Consider the following 14,997-nt stretch of genomic DNA (forward strand, 5'->3'; position numbering starts at 1 on the left):
CCCACAGCTGTGCCCCCGTGGCCGCGTCGTAGAGTCGTACGACGCGGCCACACCGCTCCTCGTGGTATCGGGCCCCTCGTGTTGTCAGAGGTGTCGCGTAGGCTCGACAGTGTTCGAGACAGACGAATTCCGGATCGGGGAGGGGGCCGAGGATGCTTATCGACACTTATGGCCGTGTTGCCACTGACCTGCGCGTTTCGCTCACCGACCGCTGCAATCTGCGCTGTACGTACTGCATGCCCGAAGAGGGTCTGCAGTGGCTGGCCAAGCCGGATCTGCTCACGGACGACGAGATCGTGCGGCTGATCTCCATCGCCGTGACCGACCTCGGTGTGACCGAGGTGCGTTTCACCGGCGGAGAGCCGCTGCTGCGCCCGGGGCTGGTCGGCATAGTCGAGCGCTGCGCCGCACTCGCGCCGCGTCCCAAGATGTCCCTCACCACCAACGGCATCGGCCTCAAGCGCACCGCCACCGCCCTCAAGGCGGCCGGCCTGGACCGGGTCAACGTCTCACTCGACACCCTGCGCCCCGACGTCTTCAAGACCCTCACCCGCCGCGACCGCCACCACGACGTCATCGACGGCATGGCGGCCGCCCGCGACGCGGGCCTGACCCCGGTCAAGGTCAACGCCGTACTGATGCCCGGGCTCAACGACGACGAGGCCCCCGACCTGCTCGCCTGGGCCGTCGAGAACGACTACGAGATGCGTTTCATCGAGCAGATGCCGCTCGACGCCCAGCACGGCTGGAAGCGCGACGGCATGATCACCGCCGGTGACATCCTGGAGTCCCTGCGTACACGCTTCACGCTCACCGCGGAGGGCGAGGACGAGCGGGGCTCGGCTCCGGCCGAGCGCTGGACCGTCGACGGCGGCCCCCACCGCGTCGGCGTCATCGCCTCCGTCACGCGTCCGTTCTGCCGGGCCTGCGACCGGACCAGGCTCACCGCCGACGGTCAGGTGCGCACGTGCCTGTTCGCCCGCGAGGAGTCGGACCTGCGCGGCGCCCTGCGCTCCGGCGCCCCGGACGAGGAGATCGCCCGGCTCTGGAAGCTGGCGATGTGGGGCAAGAAGGCGGGCTCCGGCCTCGACGACCCGTCCTTCCTGCAGCCCGACCGGCCGATGTCAGCCATCGGAGGCTGAAGCGTTCATCAGTCGCCTTCGGCGACGGGGCTCTCCCACTCCTCCAGCGTCACGACGTCCTTCAGGAAGCCGCGTACGCCGAGGAACTGGGAGAGGTGCTCACGGTGCTCCTCGCACGCGAGCCACGTCTTGCGGCGCTCCGGCGTGTGCAGCTTCGGGTTGTTCCAGGCGAGCACCCATACGGCGGCGGAGCGGCAGCCCTTGGCGGAGCAGACGGTGGCGCCGACGTCTGCCGAACCGGGGAAAAGAAAGGGATCAGGGGAGTTCACGCACTCAACCCTAGGTCAAAAAAACGACGCCGAGCAGCCACGGGGGGAGCTGCCCGGCGTCGGTCCGTCGCTCCGACGGGGGATGCGGAGCGCCTACGAAGTATGTCACGCGACCCAGGGTGCGGTGCACCGGAACTTCATGATTGATCTGAGCTTTTATTGAGCTTTGAGAGCCGCCCGGGATCAGCTCCGGCCGTGCCGCTCCTGCTCGCGGGCCTGGTCCGCCGCTTCCGGTGCGGGTTCCGCGTCGGCCGGCCCGGGTTCCGCGTCGGCCGGTTCGGGACGGGCCTCCAGGGCCGGCCGTACGGGTGTCGGCAGGTGGACCGAGGGCAGGGACGAGGCGTTCTCCCGGCCCCCGTTGGCGATGACCACGGCGATGTACGGGAGGAGGAGACCCAGTGCCAGGGCCACGACCGCGACGTGCCGCTCCACGTTCCACAAGGTCGCGGCCAGGATCACCGCGACGGTCCGCACCAGCATCGAAATGACGTAACGACGCTGCCGGCCTCGCACGTCGTCGGTCAGTCCCTGCCGGGCACCGGTGATCCGGAAGACCTCGGCGCTGTTGTGCTTCCGCATCACGTTCCACCACCCGGTTCCGCGCCGGTCGCTCCCTGACCGGACCCCTCCACGGTACGCCGGTACTCCGCCGCCTTCGAGAGCGGGGCGTGCCCGGCCCGGACACCCGGCCACCGACGGGCCACGTATGGACCTGTCCGACATGCGCCGTACGGGCGGTTGTCCGAAACTGGGCGGACATGCGCACACCGCGCCGCACGAGGAGGCGACATGAGTTGGTTGTGGGCGATCATCGTGGGTCTGGTCCTGGGTCTGCTCGCCAAAGCGATCATCCCGGGCAAGCAGCAGATCCCGCTGTGGTTGACGGTAATTTTCGGAATCCTCGGCAGCATCGTCGGCAACGCTGTCGCGGCGGGGATCGGCGTCGAGGACACCAAGGGGGTCGACTGGATCCGGCACCTGCTCCAGCTGATCGGCGCCGTGGTGATCGTCGGACTCGGCGACATGCTCTGGGCATCGATGAAGGGCAAGAAACAGCGGACCTGAGCACGGTGCGCGGACGCGCGCACGGAGAAGCGGCCGGGAGCGTGGAACCACGCTCCCGGCCGCTTCCCGCCGCGCAAGTGACTCAGCCGGCCGCGACCTCGATCGCCGCCAGGTTCTTCTTGCCGCGCCGCAGCACGAGCCAGCGGCCGTGCAGCAGGTCCTCGACCGCCGGTACGGCGTCCTCGTCGGCGACCTTGACGTTGTTCACGTAGGCCCCGCCCTCCTTGACCGTGCGGCGGGCCGCCGACTTGCTCGGCGCCAGTCCCACCTCCACGAACAGGTCCACGACGGATCCGAGCCCGGCGACCTTGGCGTGCGGCAGCTCGGACAGGGACGCGCCCAGCGTGGCCTCGTCGAGCCCGGTGAGCTCGCCCTGGCCGAACAGCGCCTTCGACGCCGCGACGACCGCCGCGCACTGCTCCTCGCCGTGCACCAGCGTCGTCAGCTCCTCGGCCAGCGCACGCTGGGCGGCACGGGCCTGCGGACGCTCCTCGGTGAGCTTCTCCAGCTCCTCCAGCTCCTCGCGGCTCCTGAAGCTGAGGATGCGCAGGTACGGCGAGACGTCCCGGTCGTCCACGTTCAGCCAGAACTGGTAGAACGCGTACGGCGTCGTCATCTCCGGGTCGAGCCAGACGGCCCCGCTCTCGGACTTGCCGAACTTCGTCCCGTCCGCCTTGACCATCAGCGGCGTCGCCAGCGCGTGCACCTCGGCGCCCGGCTCCAGGCGGTGGATCAGGTCGAGACCCGCCGTGAGGTTGCCCCACTGGTCGCTGCCGCCCTGCTGGAGCGTGCAGCCGTGGCGCCGGTAGAGCTCCAGGAAGTCCATGCCCTGGAGCAGCTGGTAGCTGAACTCCGTGTAGCTGATCCCCTGGTCGGACTCCAGCCGCCGGGCCACCGAGTCCTTGGCGAGCATCTTGCTCACCCGGAAGTGCTTGCCGATGTCCCGCAGGAACTCGATCGCGGACATCCCCGCGGTCCAGTCCAGGTTGTTGACCATGGTGGCCGCGTTCGGGCCCTCGAAGGACAGGAAGGGCTCGATCTGGGCGCGCAGTCGCGTCACCCAGGCCGCGACCGTCTCCGGATCGTTCAGCGTGCGCTCGGCGGTCGGCCGCGGGTCACCGATCTGGCCGGTGGCCCCGCCCACCAGGGCGATCGGCCGGTGCCCGGCCTGCTGGAGCCTGCGGACGGTGAGGACCTGCACGAGGTGCCCCACGTGCAGGCTCGCCGCCGTCGGGTCGAAGCCGCAATAGAAGGTGACCGGACCGTCCGCGAGCGCCTTGCGCAGTGCGTCCTCGTCAGTGGACTGGGCGAACAGCCCGCGCCACTTCAGGTCGTCGACGATGTCCGTCACGGTCTTGTCTCTCCTCGGATGTGCTTCGACTGGTTTCGACGCTTCATCGGTGTCGATGCGGATCGTTTCCGGCCAGTGTATGGGCGTCACACGCCCTGGCTGACCGAACTCATGTTGAAGTCCGGGACGCGCAGCGACGGCATCGCGGCCCGGGTGAACCAGTCGCCCCACTCGCGCGGCAGCGTCTTCTCGCTGCGCCCGGCCTCGGCGGCCCGCGACAGCAGGCCGACCGGCGACTCGTTGAACCGGAAGTTGTTCACCTCGCCCGTCACCTCCCCGTTCTCGACGAGATAGACACCGTCCCGGGTCAGCCCGGTCAGCAGCAGCGTCGCCGGGTCGACCTCGCGGATGTACCAGAGGCAGGTGAGCAGCAGGCCGCGCTCGGTGTCCGCGACCATCTCCTCCAGGGAGCGCCCGCCCCCGCCGTCCAGGATCAGGTTGCCGATCGCCGGGGCCACCGGCAGCCCGGTCAGTCCCGCGCTGTGCCGGGTGGTGACCAGGTGCTCCAGCCGCCCGTCCCGCATCCAGTCCGTGGCGGTCAGCGGCAGCCCGTTGTCGAAGACCGACGAGTCGTCCCCGGAGGTGTGCGCGACGACGAAGGGCGCCGACTCCAGGCCCGGCGCGTTCGGGTCGCTGCGCAGTGTCAGGGGCAGCTCGGACAGCGTCTCGCCGACCCTGGTCCCCCCGCCCGGCCTGCTGAACACCGTGCGGCCCTCCGCGGCGTCCCTGGCCGCCGCGGACCACAGCTGGTAGATCAGCAGGTCGGCGACGGCGGTCGGCGGCAGCAGCGTCTCGTACCGCCCGGCCGGGAGGTCGATCCGGCGCTCGGCCCAGCCGAGGCGCTTGGCCAGTTCGGCGTCGACGGCGGCCGGATCCACGTCCGTGAAGTCCCGCGTGGAGTACCCGGCCCAGGCCGAACGGGTACGGTCCGGCGACTTGGCGTTGATCTCCAGCGTGCCGTTGGGCTGGTCGTGACGCAGGCGCAGACCCGTCGACGTACCGAGGTAGGTGGAGGTCATCTCGTGGTTCGCGAAGCCGTACAGCTCACGGCCGCCGGCCCGGGCGCGGGCGAAGGCCTCGCCGAGGGCGGGCGCGAAGTCGGTGAAGACACCGGACGAGGTCTCGGCGGGCGCGTCCGTGAAGTCGGGGGAGGCGGGCACCCCGGAGACCAGCGGCTGGGCGTCCTCGGCGGGGCCGGCGGCGCGCGCGGCGGCCTCGGCGGCCCGTACCAGCGGTTCCAGCTCGTCGGCGGTGACGGCCGACCGCGACACCACACCGGCCGCCGTCCCCCGTGCCCCGTCGACGGTCGCGATCACGGTGAGGGTGCGCCCGCGCGTGACGCCGTTCGTGGTGAGCGCGTTGCCCGCCCAGCGCAGATTGGCGGAGGAGTCCTCGTCGGCGATGACCACGCAGCCGTCGGCCGTGGACAGCTCCAGAGCCCGCTCGACGGTCTCGTACGGCTTGACTGTGCGGCTCATCGGCCGGCCTCCTGCGTGGTGTTCAAGATGGTGACGCCGCGGAACAGGGCCGAGGGGCAGCCGTGCGAGACGGCCGCGACCTGGCCCGGCTGGGCCTTGCCGCAGTTGAAGGCACCGCCGAGCACGTACGTCTGCGGGCCGCCGACCTTCTCCATCGAGCCCCAGAAGTCGGTGGTCGTCGCCTGGTACGCCACGTCGCGCAGCTGGCCCGCGAGCCGGCCGTTCTCGATCCGGAAGAAGCGCTGCCCGGTGAACTGGAAGTTGTAGCGCTGCATGTCGATCGACCAGGACCGGTCGCCGACGACGTAGATGCCGCGCTCGACGCCCCCGACCAGATCCTCGGTCGAAAGGCCCCCCGGGTCCGGCCGGAGCGACACGTTCGCCATGCGCTGCACCGGCACATGGGCGGGGGAGTCGGCGTAGGCGCAGCCGTTCGACCGCCCCAGGCCCGTCAGCTTCGCGATGCGCCGGTCCAGCTGGTAGCCGGTGAGCGTCCCGTCCTTGATCAGGTCCCAGGACTGCGCCTCGACGCCCTCGTCGTCGTAACCGACGGTCGCCAGCCCGTGCTCGGCGGTCCTGTCACCCGTCACGTTCATGACCGGCGAGCCGTACGCCAGCTTCCCGAGCCGGTCGAAGGTGGCGAAGGAGGTCCCGGCGTACGCCGCCTCGTAGCCCAGCGCCCGGTCCAGCTCGGTCGCGTGCCCGATCGACTCGTGGATGGTCAGCCACAGGTTCGAGGGGTCCACCACCAGGTCGTACGTGCCCGCCTCGACGCTCGGCGCGCGCATCTTCTCGGCGAGCAGCGACGGGATCTCCGCCAGCTCGGCGTCCCAGTCCCAGCCGGTCCCCAGCAGGTACTCCCAGCCGCGCCCGACCGGCGGCGCGATTGTCCGCATCGAGTCGAACTCGCCGGTCGTCGCGTCCACCGCGACCGCGGTCAGCTGCGGGTGCAGCCGCACCCGCTGCTGCGTGGTGACGGTGCCCGCCGTGTCCGCGTAGAACTTGTTCTCCTGCACGGTCAGCAGCGAGGCGTCCACGTGCGCGACGCCGTCGGCCGCCAGCAGCCGGGCGCTCCAGTCGGCGAGCAGCCCCGACTTCTCCCCGTCGGCCACGTCGAACGGATTGATGTCGTACGACGAGACCCACGTCCGGTCCGCGTGCACCGGCTCGTCCGCCAGCTCCACTCTCTCGTCGGACCCGGCGGCCTTGATCACCTTCGCCGACAGCTTCGCCATCGCCACCGCCTGGCCCGCGACCCGCGCGGCGGCGTCCATGCTCAGGTCCACCCCGGACGCGAAACCCCAGCTGCCGCCGTGCACCACCCGTACCGCGTACCCGAGGTCCGTGGTGTCGGAGGAGCCCGACGGCTTGGCGTCGCGCAGCCGCCAGGACGCGCTGCGCACCCGCTCGAAGCGGAAATCGGCATGGTCGGAACCCAGCGCGCGGGCGCGCGCGAGCGCCGCGTCGGCGAGCGCGCGCAGCGGCAGCGCCGTGAACGCTTCGTCGATGGAATGAGGCACAGAGACTCCTGTCGTCGGGACCGGTCCGCAAATCATGTCGCGCCCGGCCACCTGTTGCCCACCGCTTTCTGTAGGGACCCGACAGTGACTTCTCCGTGGTGCTGTCAGGCCCCGATTCCCCGTAAGCGGTCCGGTACCGATAGTTTCGGTCGGTACCAGACCGCTATCGAAAGGGTGATCCGTTGAGCCGCTCGGTTCTCGTCACCGGAGGAAACCGGGGCATCGGCCTCGCCATCGCCCGCGCTTTCGCCGAAGCCGGCGACAAGGTCGCGTTCACGTACCGCTCCGGCGAACCGCCGGCCGCCCTCGCCGAACTCGGCTGCCTCGCCGTCAGGTGCGACATCACCGACACCGAGCAGGTGGAGCAGGCCTACAAGGAAATCGAGGAGAAGCACGGTCCGGTGGAGGTGCTGGTGGCCAACGCCGGCGTCACCAGGGACCAGCTCCTCATGCGGATGTCCGAGGAGGACTTCACGTCCGTACTCGACACCAACCTCACCGGCACCTTCCGGGTCGTCAAGCGCGCCAACCGCGGCATGCTGCGCGCCAAGAAGGGGAGGGTCGTGCTGATCTCCTCGGTCGTCGGGCTCCTCGGGTCGGCGGGGCAGGCGAACTACGCCGCCTCCAAGGCCGGTCTGGTCGGATTCGCGCGTTCCCTCGCCCGTGAGCTGGGCTCGCGCAACATCACCTTCAACGTCGTCGCGCCCGGGTTTGTCGACACCGACATGACCCAGGCGCTCAGCGACGAGCAGCGCCAGGGCATCGTCGCCCAGGTGCCGCTCGGCCGCTACGCGCAGCCGGAGGAGATCGCCGCCACGGTGAGCTTCCTCGCCTCCGACGCCGCGTCGTACATCACTGGAGCCGTCATCCCGGTTGACGGCGGATTGGGCATGGGTCACTGATCACATGAGTGGAATCCTCGACGGCAAGCGCATCCTCGTCACGGGTGTGCTGATGGAGTCCTCCATCGCCTTCCACACCGCCAAGGTGGCCCAGGAACAGGGTGCCGAAGTCATCCTGACCGCCTTCCCCCGTCCCACGCTGACCGAGCGCATCGCGAAGAAGCTGCCGAAGCCGGCCAAGGTCATCGAGCTGGACGTGACCAACACCGAGCACCTCGACCGGCTCGAAGGCCTGGTCCGTGCGGAACTCGGCGGCCTCGACGGCGTCGTGCACTCCATCGGCTTCGCCCCGCAGGACGCGCTCGGCGGCAACTTCCTCAACACGCCCTTCGAGTCCGTCGCCACCGCGATGCACGTCTCGGCGTTCTCGCTGAAGTCGCTCACCATGGCCTGCCGCCCCCTGATGGGCAGCGGCAGCTCGGTCGTCGGCCTCACCTTCGACGCCCAGTTCGCCTGGCCGCAGTACGACTGGATGGGCCCGGCCAAGGCCGCGCTGGAGGCCACCTCCCGCTACCTCGCCCGCGACCTGGGCCCGGACAACATCCGGTGCAACCTCATCTCCGCCGGACCGCTCGCCTCCATGGCCGCCAAGTCCATCCCCGGCTTCTCGGAGCTGGCGGGCGTCTGGGACAACCGCTCCCCGCTGAAGTGGGACATGTCCGACCCGGAGCCGGCCGGCCGCGGCGTCGTCGCGCTGCTCTCCGACTGGTTCCCGATGACGACGGGCGAGATCATCCACGTCGACGGCGGCCTGCACGCGATCGGCGCGTAACCGCGGTCACGCGTCACCCCGGCCGGCTCTCACGAAGCCGCGCGACCGTCCAGCAGACGGCGCGCGGCCTCCGTGCGCTCCGGGTCGATCCGGATGCGTACGCCGTCGAAGTCCGGGCCCCGGGTCGCGTCGAGCGCCATCCGGGACGTCGTGCCGTCCGCCGTCGAAGACGGGTCGAGGGGGCTGCCGGGCAGGCCGTCGGCCATGAACACGTCGCGGTGCGGCTGGAGGTGGGTGGCCATCGCCCACAGGACCTCGGAGTCCCGCGTGACGTCGATGTCCTCGTCGACGGCGACGACCGTCTTGAGGTACGGGTCCCAGCCGAGCAGCCCGAGCATGATCTGCCGGGCCTGCCCCGGCCGGCTCGCGCGCATCGCCACGTACGCGTGGAAGTGGGTGCCCGAGGTGGGGTAGTGGAGCGCCGCGACCTCCGGGAAGCGGTCCATCAGCTTCCGGGCCATCTCCGACTCGCGCGGTACGCGGGCCAGGTTGAGGTGCTCGGCGGTGTTGCCGCCGACGACGTCCAGGAGGATCGCGTCCCGTCGGCGCAGGACCGTCTCCACGGTGAGGACGTTGTTCGTGGAGCGGTCGGAGGAGTAGCCGGAGAACTCCCCGAACGGCCCCTCCTCGGCCCTGCGCGCCGGGTCGATCACCCCCTCCAGGACGATCTCGGCACTGGCCGGCACCCCGATCCCGTACACCGGTGTGCGTACGACGTCGAGCGGCGCCCCGAACAGCCCGCCCGCGACGGTCCGCTCGTCGGTGTCCGCGCCGGCCCGGGCGGAGGCGGCCAGCATGAAGAGCGGGTGCGCGCCCACCACCATGGCCACCGGCAGCGGCTCCCCGTGCTCCTCGGCGAGGCGCAGCAGCTGCCACAGGTGGCCGCGCGAGTGCAGGCTGGTGGCCAGTTCGGTGCGGCTGTGCACCAGCGAGCGGTGGTAGCTGAGGTTGCCCGAGCGGCCGGCGCCGGCGGCGTACGACGGGGCCTCCACCGTGATGATGCCGCTGGTGATGTACGGCGCCCGGTCCGACGCGAAGTGCTGGATGAGGGGGAGCGCGGTGAGGTCCACGGCCGCGCCGGACTCCACCACCTCCAGCACCGGTCCGTCCGTGACGGCGCGCGGCGCGCGGCGGCGCGCGGACGCCCGCTGGTACGCGCGGTGCAGACCGGCCGGTCCGGTGCCGAGCAGCCGGGCGATCCGCCGGCGCGACGCGAAGACGTTGGTGACGAGGGTGGTGCCGAGCCCGTTGATGTTCCGGCACACCAGCATCTCGTCCCGGCCGCGCGCCGCCAGCTCCACGGCCAGGGCCGCCACGTCCTCGCCGTCCATCTTCGCGTCGAGGGTCAGCACGTCGGCGGGGTGGCGGGCGGCGTACTCCGCGAGGAAGACCCTCAGGTCCTGGGACTGGGACTGGGACTGGGCCTGCGACTGGGACTGGGCCTGCGACTGGGGACAGGGCTGGGGCCGGGACGGGGACATCTCAGTGGTCACAGCAGATCCCGGCGTGCTGGCGTACGCCGAACATCTCGCCCCACTCCGGTGCGCCGACTGTCAGCCCCAGCAGCTCCAGCCCGGTACGGATCGCCACCCGCGCCCCGTCGTACACCGGCTTCCCCAGCTCCCGTTCCACCAGCGCCGCGACGGGCGCCACCGGCAGTTCCGTCCCCGCCACCACCACGCACTGCGCGTCGGGGGAGTCGGCGTCGAGGAGGAGGCGGCGTACCCGTGAGACCGGCAGTTCGGCGGCGTCGCGCGGGGTGGCCAGACCGAGCGCGGTCACCGAAGCGATCTTGAAACCGGCCGCCAGGTACGTGTCCGCGACACGGCCCGCGGTCTGCTCGCAGCCGGGCGCGACCAGCGCCACCGAGACGATGTCGCGGCGCGCGAGCAGGTCGAGCTGGCTCAGGGTGACCGTGGACGCGCGTACGCCCGTCACTTCCTCGATCCAGCGCGCCACGGCCCGGGCGTGCGCGGCGCCGTGCAGGTCGGTGGAGCTGCCGCCCCAGACGACGGCGTCGACGCCGGCGTCGGACAACAGCTGCGCCGAGCGGGTCAGTTCGGCGGATTGGGAGGGCGCGATCGCGGGGCCGCTCATGACTTCGGGGAGTGCGGCGCGGGCGACGGGCTGGGCGGTCTCGATGGCTACGGGCTTGCAGATCTGGGCGGCCCAGCGTTCGACACCGAGGGAGGTGGAGGGGGTGAGATGACCGATGCGCTGCATGAAGGTCTCCGTGTCCTCAATCCCTCGAGCGCCGGACTGGCTTGAGAAGTCAGCCCGTCCGGCGCTCGAGGGCCGGGGCCCGGGGCGGAGCCCCGGTCGTGGGAAGGGCCGGGCGGGGGAAAACCCCCCGCGGGGCCGGCGGCGGGCTACGCCCGCGAAGGAGCCGAGTCCAGGGACGCGTACGTGTCCTTCAGGCGCAGCTGCGCCTCCTCCTGGTTGCGCGGCGGCGGCGTCGGCTCGAGCCCCAGCAGCTTCGCCACGTTGTTCCCGAGGTACCCCTCGAGGTGCTCCTCGCTGAGGTTCATCCCCTGCGGCGGCGGCCCGCACAGCACCTCCAGCTCCCGCGCCCACATCCCCGGCTCGTTCGGCGGGGAGTCGGTGCCGAACACCAGCTGGTGCTTCTCCATCTGCTGCGCGAACTCCACGATCCGCGACTGGAGCAGCCAGCCCGACTCGCCGTACACATTGGGCGAGTCCAGGATCATGTAGAGCGCCTCGAAGCAGTACACGCCGCCGGTCTGCACCCCGAAGTGCCCCAGGATGAAGTTGACGTTCCGGAACTCCCGGATGATCGGGTAGAACTGCGTCGGGATCGAGTACGGCCCGTCCCCCGTGTGGATCAGCACCAGCACACCCAGCTCGTCGCACACCCTGAGCACCGGCCGCAGCCAGTCCAGCGCCCGGTCCGGCCGGTACGCGTGCATGTTGGCATGCAGCTTGAGCATCTTGTAGCCGTATTCCTTGATGTGGAACTCCAGCTCCTTCGCGCCGTTCTCGGGCCCGAAGCGCGGGTTGTACATGAAGTTCCCGATGAAGCGGTCCGGGTACGTCGTCACCAGCTCGGTGATGTACGCCATGTAGTCGCGGATGCCCTCGCGACCGCCCCGCATCCCGTCCTGCCAGACGCTGTTGCCGGGCGGGGGCATGATGCAGCCGTAGTCGATCCGGCGCGGCTTGCCGTTGATCATGTACGGGCCGTCCATCATGGCCAGCGTCCGCTCACCGGTGAACGGTTCGCCGTCGTGCCTCCACGCCTGGTCCACGACGTTCGTCGGGTGCATGTGAGTGTCGATGATCAAGGTCTGTTCCTTTCCCTGTTGGTTCCGGTTGCGATGCCGAACCGTCGGGGGACCCGGGGGCGGGCCCGCATCACCTCCCTTCGCCGTCGGTGGGGCCGGTGGGTCCGGTGGAGTCGCCTGAGCCGATGAAGTCGTCCGGCCGCACCGGCACCCTGGCCAGTTCGCGGCCCGTCGCGTCACGCAGCGCGTTGGCGATGGCCGGTGTGGAGGACAGGGTCGGCGGCTCGCCCACCCCGTTCAGGCCGTACGGCGAGTCGGGGTGCGGCAGTTCGAGAAGGTCGATGGGCACGGACGGCATGTCCGCGATGGTGGGGATCAGGTAGTCGGTGAAGGACGGATTGAGCACCTTCCCGTCCTTGACGTGCAGTTCCTCCATCAGCGCCAGTCCCAGCCCCTGCGCACTGCCGCCCTCGATCTGCCCCTCCACCGCCAGCGGGTTCATCGCCTTGCCGACGTCCTGCGCGGTGGCCAGCTCGACCACCTTCACCAGCCCGAGGTCGGTGTCGACCTCCACGACCGCCCGGTGCGCGGCGAACGCGAAGGCGATGTGCGCGTCACCCTGCCCGCGCTCCGGGTCGACCGGGTACGTACGCCGGTGGCCGTACTCGTACTCCACCTCCACCGGCCCCTCGGCGAGCAGCTCCACCAGCGGCCCGTCCCCCCGCCCCGCCAGCTTCTCCCGTACGGCCAGACACGCGCCCCGCACCGCCCCGCCGCTCATCCAGGTGATCCGGGACGCGGACGCCGACCCCGCGTCCCCGACCCGCGTATCGGCCGGCAGCACCACCACCCGGTCCACCCCCAGCTCGGTACGGGCGATCTGGGCCTGGACGGTGACGATGCCCTGGCCGCACTCGGCGGCCGAGGTGTGGATCTCGGCGACGGGCTCGCCGCCCGCCAGCGACAGCCGCACCCGCGCCACCGACCGGTCGTCGACCCCGCCCGAGAACCCGATCGCCTTGACCCCGATCGCGTAACCGACGCCGCGCCGGACGCCTTCGCCGCGCGTGGTGTTGCTGAGCCCGCCGGGCAGCGCGAAGGCACCGGCACCGGCGGCCGGCAACGGGCGGTCCCGCAGCCGCTCCAGCAGCTCTGCCGCGGGCGCCGGGCCGTCCACCGCCTGGCCCGTCGGCAGTACGGTCCCGGTCGTCATGGCGTTGCGGATGCGCAGCTCCACCGGTTCGATCCCCAGGGCCCGCGCCAGTTTGTCGAGGTTGGACTCGACGCCGTAGCACGACTGCACGGCGCCGAAGCCGCGCATCGCCCCGCACGGCGGGTTGTGGGTGAAGACGGAGAAGCCGTCGATCTCGACGTGCGGCACGTCGTAGGCGCCCGCCGCGAAGTACGAGCCGTTGGCGATGACGACCTGCGAGGTGGAGGTGTACGCGCCGCCGTCGAACAGCAGCCGCGCCCTGACGTGGACGAGCTTCCCGTCCCGCGTCGCCCCGTGCTCGAACCACATCTTCGCCGGGTGCCGGTGCACGTGCCCGAAGAAGGACTCCTCGCGGTGGTAGCTCATCTTCACCGGCCGCCCGGTGCGCAGCGCGAGCAGCGCCGCGTGGATCTGCACGGACACGTCCTCGCGCCCGCCGAAGGCCCCGCCGACCCCCGAGAGCGTCAGCCGCACCTTCTCCGGCGGCAGTCCGAGCGCCGAGCAGATCTGGCGCTGGTCGTCGTGGATCCACTGGGTGGAGACGTACACGTCCACCCCGCCGTCGTCGGCGGGTACCGCGAGCCCCGACTCGGGGCCCAGGAACGCCTGGTCCTGCATGCCGACCTCGTACACACCGGACACGACCACCTCGGCGAGGCGCCGTGCCTCGTCCATGTCGCCGTGCCGGATGCGGACATGACGTACGACGTTGCCGCTCTTCCCGTCGGCCCGCCGTTCGTGCACCAGCGGGCCCAGGCCCCGCACCGCGTCCTCGGGATCGGTGAGGGCGGGCAGTCCGGCGTACTCCACCTCGATGAGGCGCAGCGCGCGGCGGGCGGTCTCGGGGTGGTCGGCGGCCACCAGGGCGACCGGCTCGCCCTGGTAACGGACGCGGCCGGCGGCGAGGACGGGCTGGTCGGCGACCTTCATGCCGTACAGCGGCTCTCCCGGTACGTCCTCGTGCGTGAGAACCGCCACCACGCCGGGCAGTGCGCGCGCCCGGCTCGCGTCCAGCGTGACGATCCGGGCCGACGGGTGCGGGCTGCGCAGCGTCGCGCCCCAGACCATGCCCTCGTGGTGCAGGTCGGAGGAGTAGGCGAAGGCCCCCTCGACCTTCAGCCGGCCGTCGGGCCGCAGGGCGCTCTCGCCCACCCCCTGCCGGATGCCGGTGCCGGTGCCGGCGGCGGTGCCGGTGGTGCCGGTGGCGGTGCTCACGATCGATCACTTCCCTTCCACTGGGCGGGGGGTTGTGCGACGTACGTGATGGCGCGCCGTGCTAGCCGACCGGACGGACTCCGGCCGACGCGCCCCGGGGGTCGGGGCCGTTCGCCACGGCCTGGGACAGCCGGATCCGCAGCCGCCTGATGTGCTCGCGGGCGGCGTGCTCGGCGGCGTCCGGATCGCCCGAGGTCATCGCCTCGAAGATCCGGCGGTGCTCCTGGACGGCCAGGCGCGGCGCCTCGGGACTGCGCCACAGGGAGTGCAGCGCCAGATGGGCCTTGCCCTGGATGGTGTCGAGGGCGGCGGTCAGGTGGGGGTTGCCGGCCACCTCGCGGATGAGGCGGTGGTACGCCATGTCCATCTCGATGTGGGCCTGTTCCTCGAAGTCCGAGGCCACCACCCGCTCGTGCTGCTCGAGGAGCTCGCGCAGCTCGGCGACGCCCGTGGCGTCGAGCCGCTCGGTGGCGAGCCGGGCGGCCAGCCCCTCCATCACCTCGCGCACGGCGTACAGCTGGCGTACGTCCTCGACGTCGACGGTGGAGACGACCGCGCCCCGGTGCGGGACATGGGAGGCGAGGCCGTCGTGGATGAGCCGCTGCACGGCCTCCCTGACGGGACTGCGGCTGATGCCCATCCCGGTGGCGAGCGCCGGCACGGACAGGGCGTCGCCGGGCCGCAGCCGGTTGGCCAGTACGGCGCTCTTGAGCTCTTCGTACGCCCGGTCCGCCAGCAGGCTGCCTGCCGCGATCGGGTTCACCGCGCTCTCCGCGCCTGCCGCGCCTGCCGCGCCCACCGCACTCGCCGCGCTCTCTGTCACCATGC

General features: G+C 71.3%; 14 protein-coding genes. 4 read left to right on the forward strand and 10 right to left on the reverse strand.

Annotated features, from left to right (window positions below):
- The first annotated feature begins 152 nt into the window (after nucleotides 1–152).
- Nucleotides 153–1,142 carry a GTP 3',8-cyclase MoaA gene (moaA, locus tag ACWDZ4_RS01220; RefSeq protein ID WP_451506373.1) on the forward strand — a complete coding sequence of 330 codons (990 nt, stop codon included), beginning with the start codon at nucleotides 153–155 and terminating at the stop codon, nucleotides 1,140–1,142.
- An 8-nt stretch (nucleotides 1,143–1,150) separates the two neighbouring features.
- On the opposite strand, the gene ACWDZ4_RS01225 is transcribed toward moaA, so the two are convergent.
- On the reverse strand, nucleotides 1,151–1,411 hold the full coding sequence (locus ACWDZ4_RS01225) for a hypothetical protein (protein WP_451506374.1): 261 nt from the start codon (nucleotides 1,409–1,411) through the stop codon (nucleotides 1,151–1,153).
- Between the two features lie 183 nt (nucleotides 1,412–1,594).
- Nucleotides 1,595–1,990, reverse strand: coding sequence for a DUF3099 domain-containing protein (locus tag ACWDZ4_RS01230; protein WP_451506375.1), 396 nt, complete (start codon nucleotides 1,988–1,990; stop codon nucleotides 1,595–1,597).
- A gap of 210 nt (nucleotides 1,991–2,200) precedes the next feature.
- Here ACWDZ4_RS01230 and ACWDZ4_RS01235 point away from each other — a divergent pair, with 210 nt between their 5' ends.
- Nucleotides 2,201–2,476, forward strand: coding sequence for a GlsB/YeaQ/YmgE family stress response membrane protein (locus ACWDZ4_RS01235; RefSeq protein ID WP_344490111.1), 276 nt, complete (start codon nucleotides 2,201–2,203; stop codon nucleotides 2,474–2,476).
- An 82-nt stretch (nucleotides 2,477–2,558) separates the two neighbouring features.
- Here the strand turns inward: ACWDZ4_RS01235 and tyrS are convergent, their stop codons facing one another.
- From tyrS to ACWDZ4_RS01250, 3 genes are all read right to left on the reverse strand, one after another.
- On the reverse strand, nucleotides 2,559–3,827 hold the full coding sequence (gene tyrS / locus ACWDZ4_RS01240; RefSeq protein WP_451506376.1) for a tyrosine--tRNA ligase: 1,269 nt from the start codon (nucleotides 3,825–3,827) through the stop codon (nucleotides 2,559–2,561).
- Nucleotides 3,828–3,913: 86 nt separating this feature from the next.
- Nucleotides 3,914–5,305 carry a metallopeptidase TldD-related protein gene (locus tag ACWDZ4_RS01245; RefSeq protein WP_451506377.1) on the reverse strand — a complete coding sequence of 464 codons (1,392 nt, stop codon included), beginning with the start codon at nucleotides 5,303–5,305 and terminating at the stop codon, nucleotides 3,914–3,916.
- Nucleotides 5,302–6,825, reverse strand: a complete 1,524-nt coding sequence (locus tag ACWDZ4_RS01250; protein WP_451506378.1) for a TldD/PmbA family protein — start codon at nucleotides 6,823–6,825, stop codon at nucleotides 5,302–5,304. The genes ACWDZ4_RS01245 and ACWDZ4_RS01250 overlap by 4 nt, the downstream gene beginning before the upstream one ends.
- Nucleotides 6,826–7,007: 182 nt before the next feature.
- On the opposite strand from ACWDZ4_RS01250, the gene fabG reads away from it, so the two are divergent.
- Together fabG and fabI are read left to right on the forward strand one after the other, a co-directional pair.
- Nucleotides 7,008–7,727: a 3-oxoacyl-[acyl-carrier-protein] reductase gene (gene fabG, locus ACWDZ4_RS01255; RefSeq protein ID WP_450262635.1), complete on the forward strand. Its 720-nt coding sequence runs from the start codon at nucleotides 7,008–7,010 to the stop codon at nucleotides 7,725–7,727.
- A 4-nt stretch (nucleotides 7,728–7,731) separates the two neighbouring features.
- Nucleotides 7,732–8,499 carry an enoyl-ACP reductase FabI gene (gene fabI, locus ACWDZ4_RS01260; RefSeq protein WP_451506379.1) on the forward strand — a complete coding sequence of 256 codons (768 nt, stop codon included), beginning with the start codon at nucleotides 7,732–7,734 and terminating at the stop codon, nucleotides 8,497–8,499.
- A 29-nt stretch (nucleotides 8,500–8,528) separates the two neighbouring features.
- Here the strand turns inward: fabI and ACWDZ4_RS01265 are convergent, their stop codons facing one another.
- The 5 genes from ACWDZ4_RS01265 to ACWDZ4_RS01285 all read right to left on the reverse strand — a co-directional run bounded on the left by ACWDZ4_RS01265 (nucleotide 8,529) and on the right by ACWDZ4_RS01285 (nucleotide 14,995).
- Entirely contained in the window at nucleotides 8,529–9,992 is a 1,464-nt protein-coding gene (locus ACWDZ4_RS01265) for a UbiD family decarboxylase (protein WP_451506380.1), read from the reverse strand.
- A complete protein-coding gene (locus ACWDZ4_RS01270) occupies nucleotides 9,982–10,722 on the reverse strand; it encodes an aspartate racemase/maleate isomerase family protein (protein WP_451506381.1) in 741 nt (246 codons plus the stop codon). Before ACWDZ4_RS01270 ends, ACWDZ4_RS01265 begins: the two co-directional genes overlap by 11 nt.
- A 146-nt stretch (nucleotides 10,723–10,868) precedes the next feature.
- Nucleotides 10,869–11,801 (reverse strand): amidohydrolase family protein, encoded by a 933-nt coding sequence (locus ACWDZ4_RS01275; protein ID WP_451506382.1) that lies wholly within the window; start codon nucleotides 11,799–11,801, stop codon nucleotides 10,869–10,871.
- A gap of 70 nt (nucleotides 11,802–11,871) precedes the next feature.
- A complete protein-coding gene (locus tag ACWDZ4_RS01280) occupies nucleotides 11,872–14,169 on the reverse strand; it encodes a molybdopterin cofactor-binding domain-containing protein (protein ID WP_451506383.1) in 2,298 nt (765 codons plus the stop codon).
- Between the two features lie 61 nt (nucleotides 14,170–14,230).
- Nucleotides 14,231–14,995 (reverse strand): GntR family transcriptional regulator, encoded by a 765-nt coding sequence (locus ACWDZ4_RS01285; RefSeq protein ID WP_451506384.1) that lies wholly within the window; start codon nucleotides 14,993–14,995, stop codon nucleotides 14,231–14,233.
- Nucleotides 14,996–14,997: the final 2 nt, after the last annotated feature.

Source organism: Streptomyces sp. NPDC003016 (assembly GCF_053591455.1).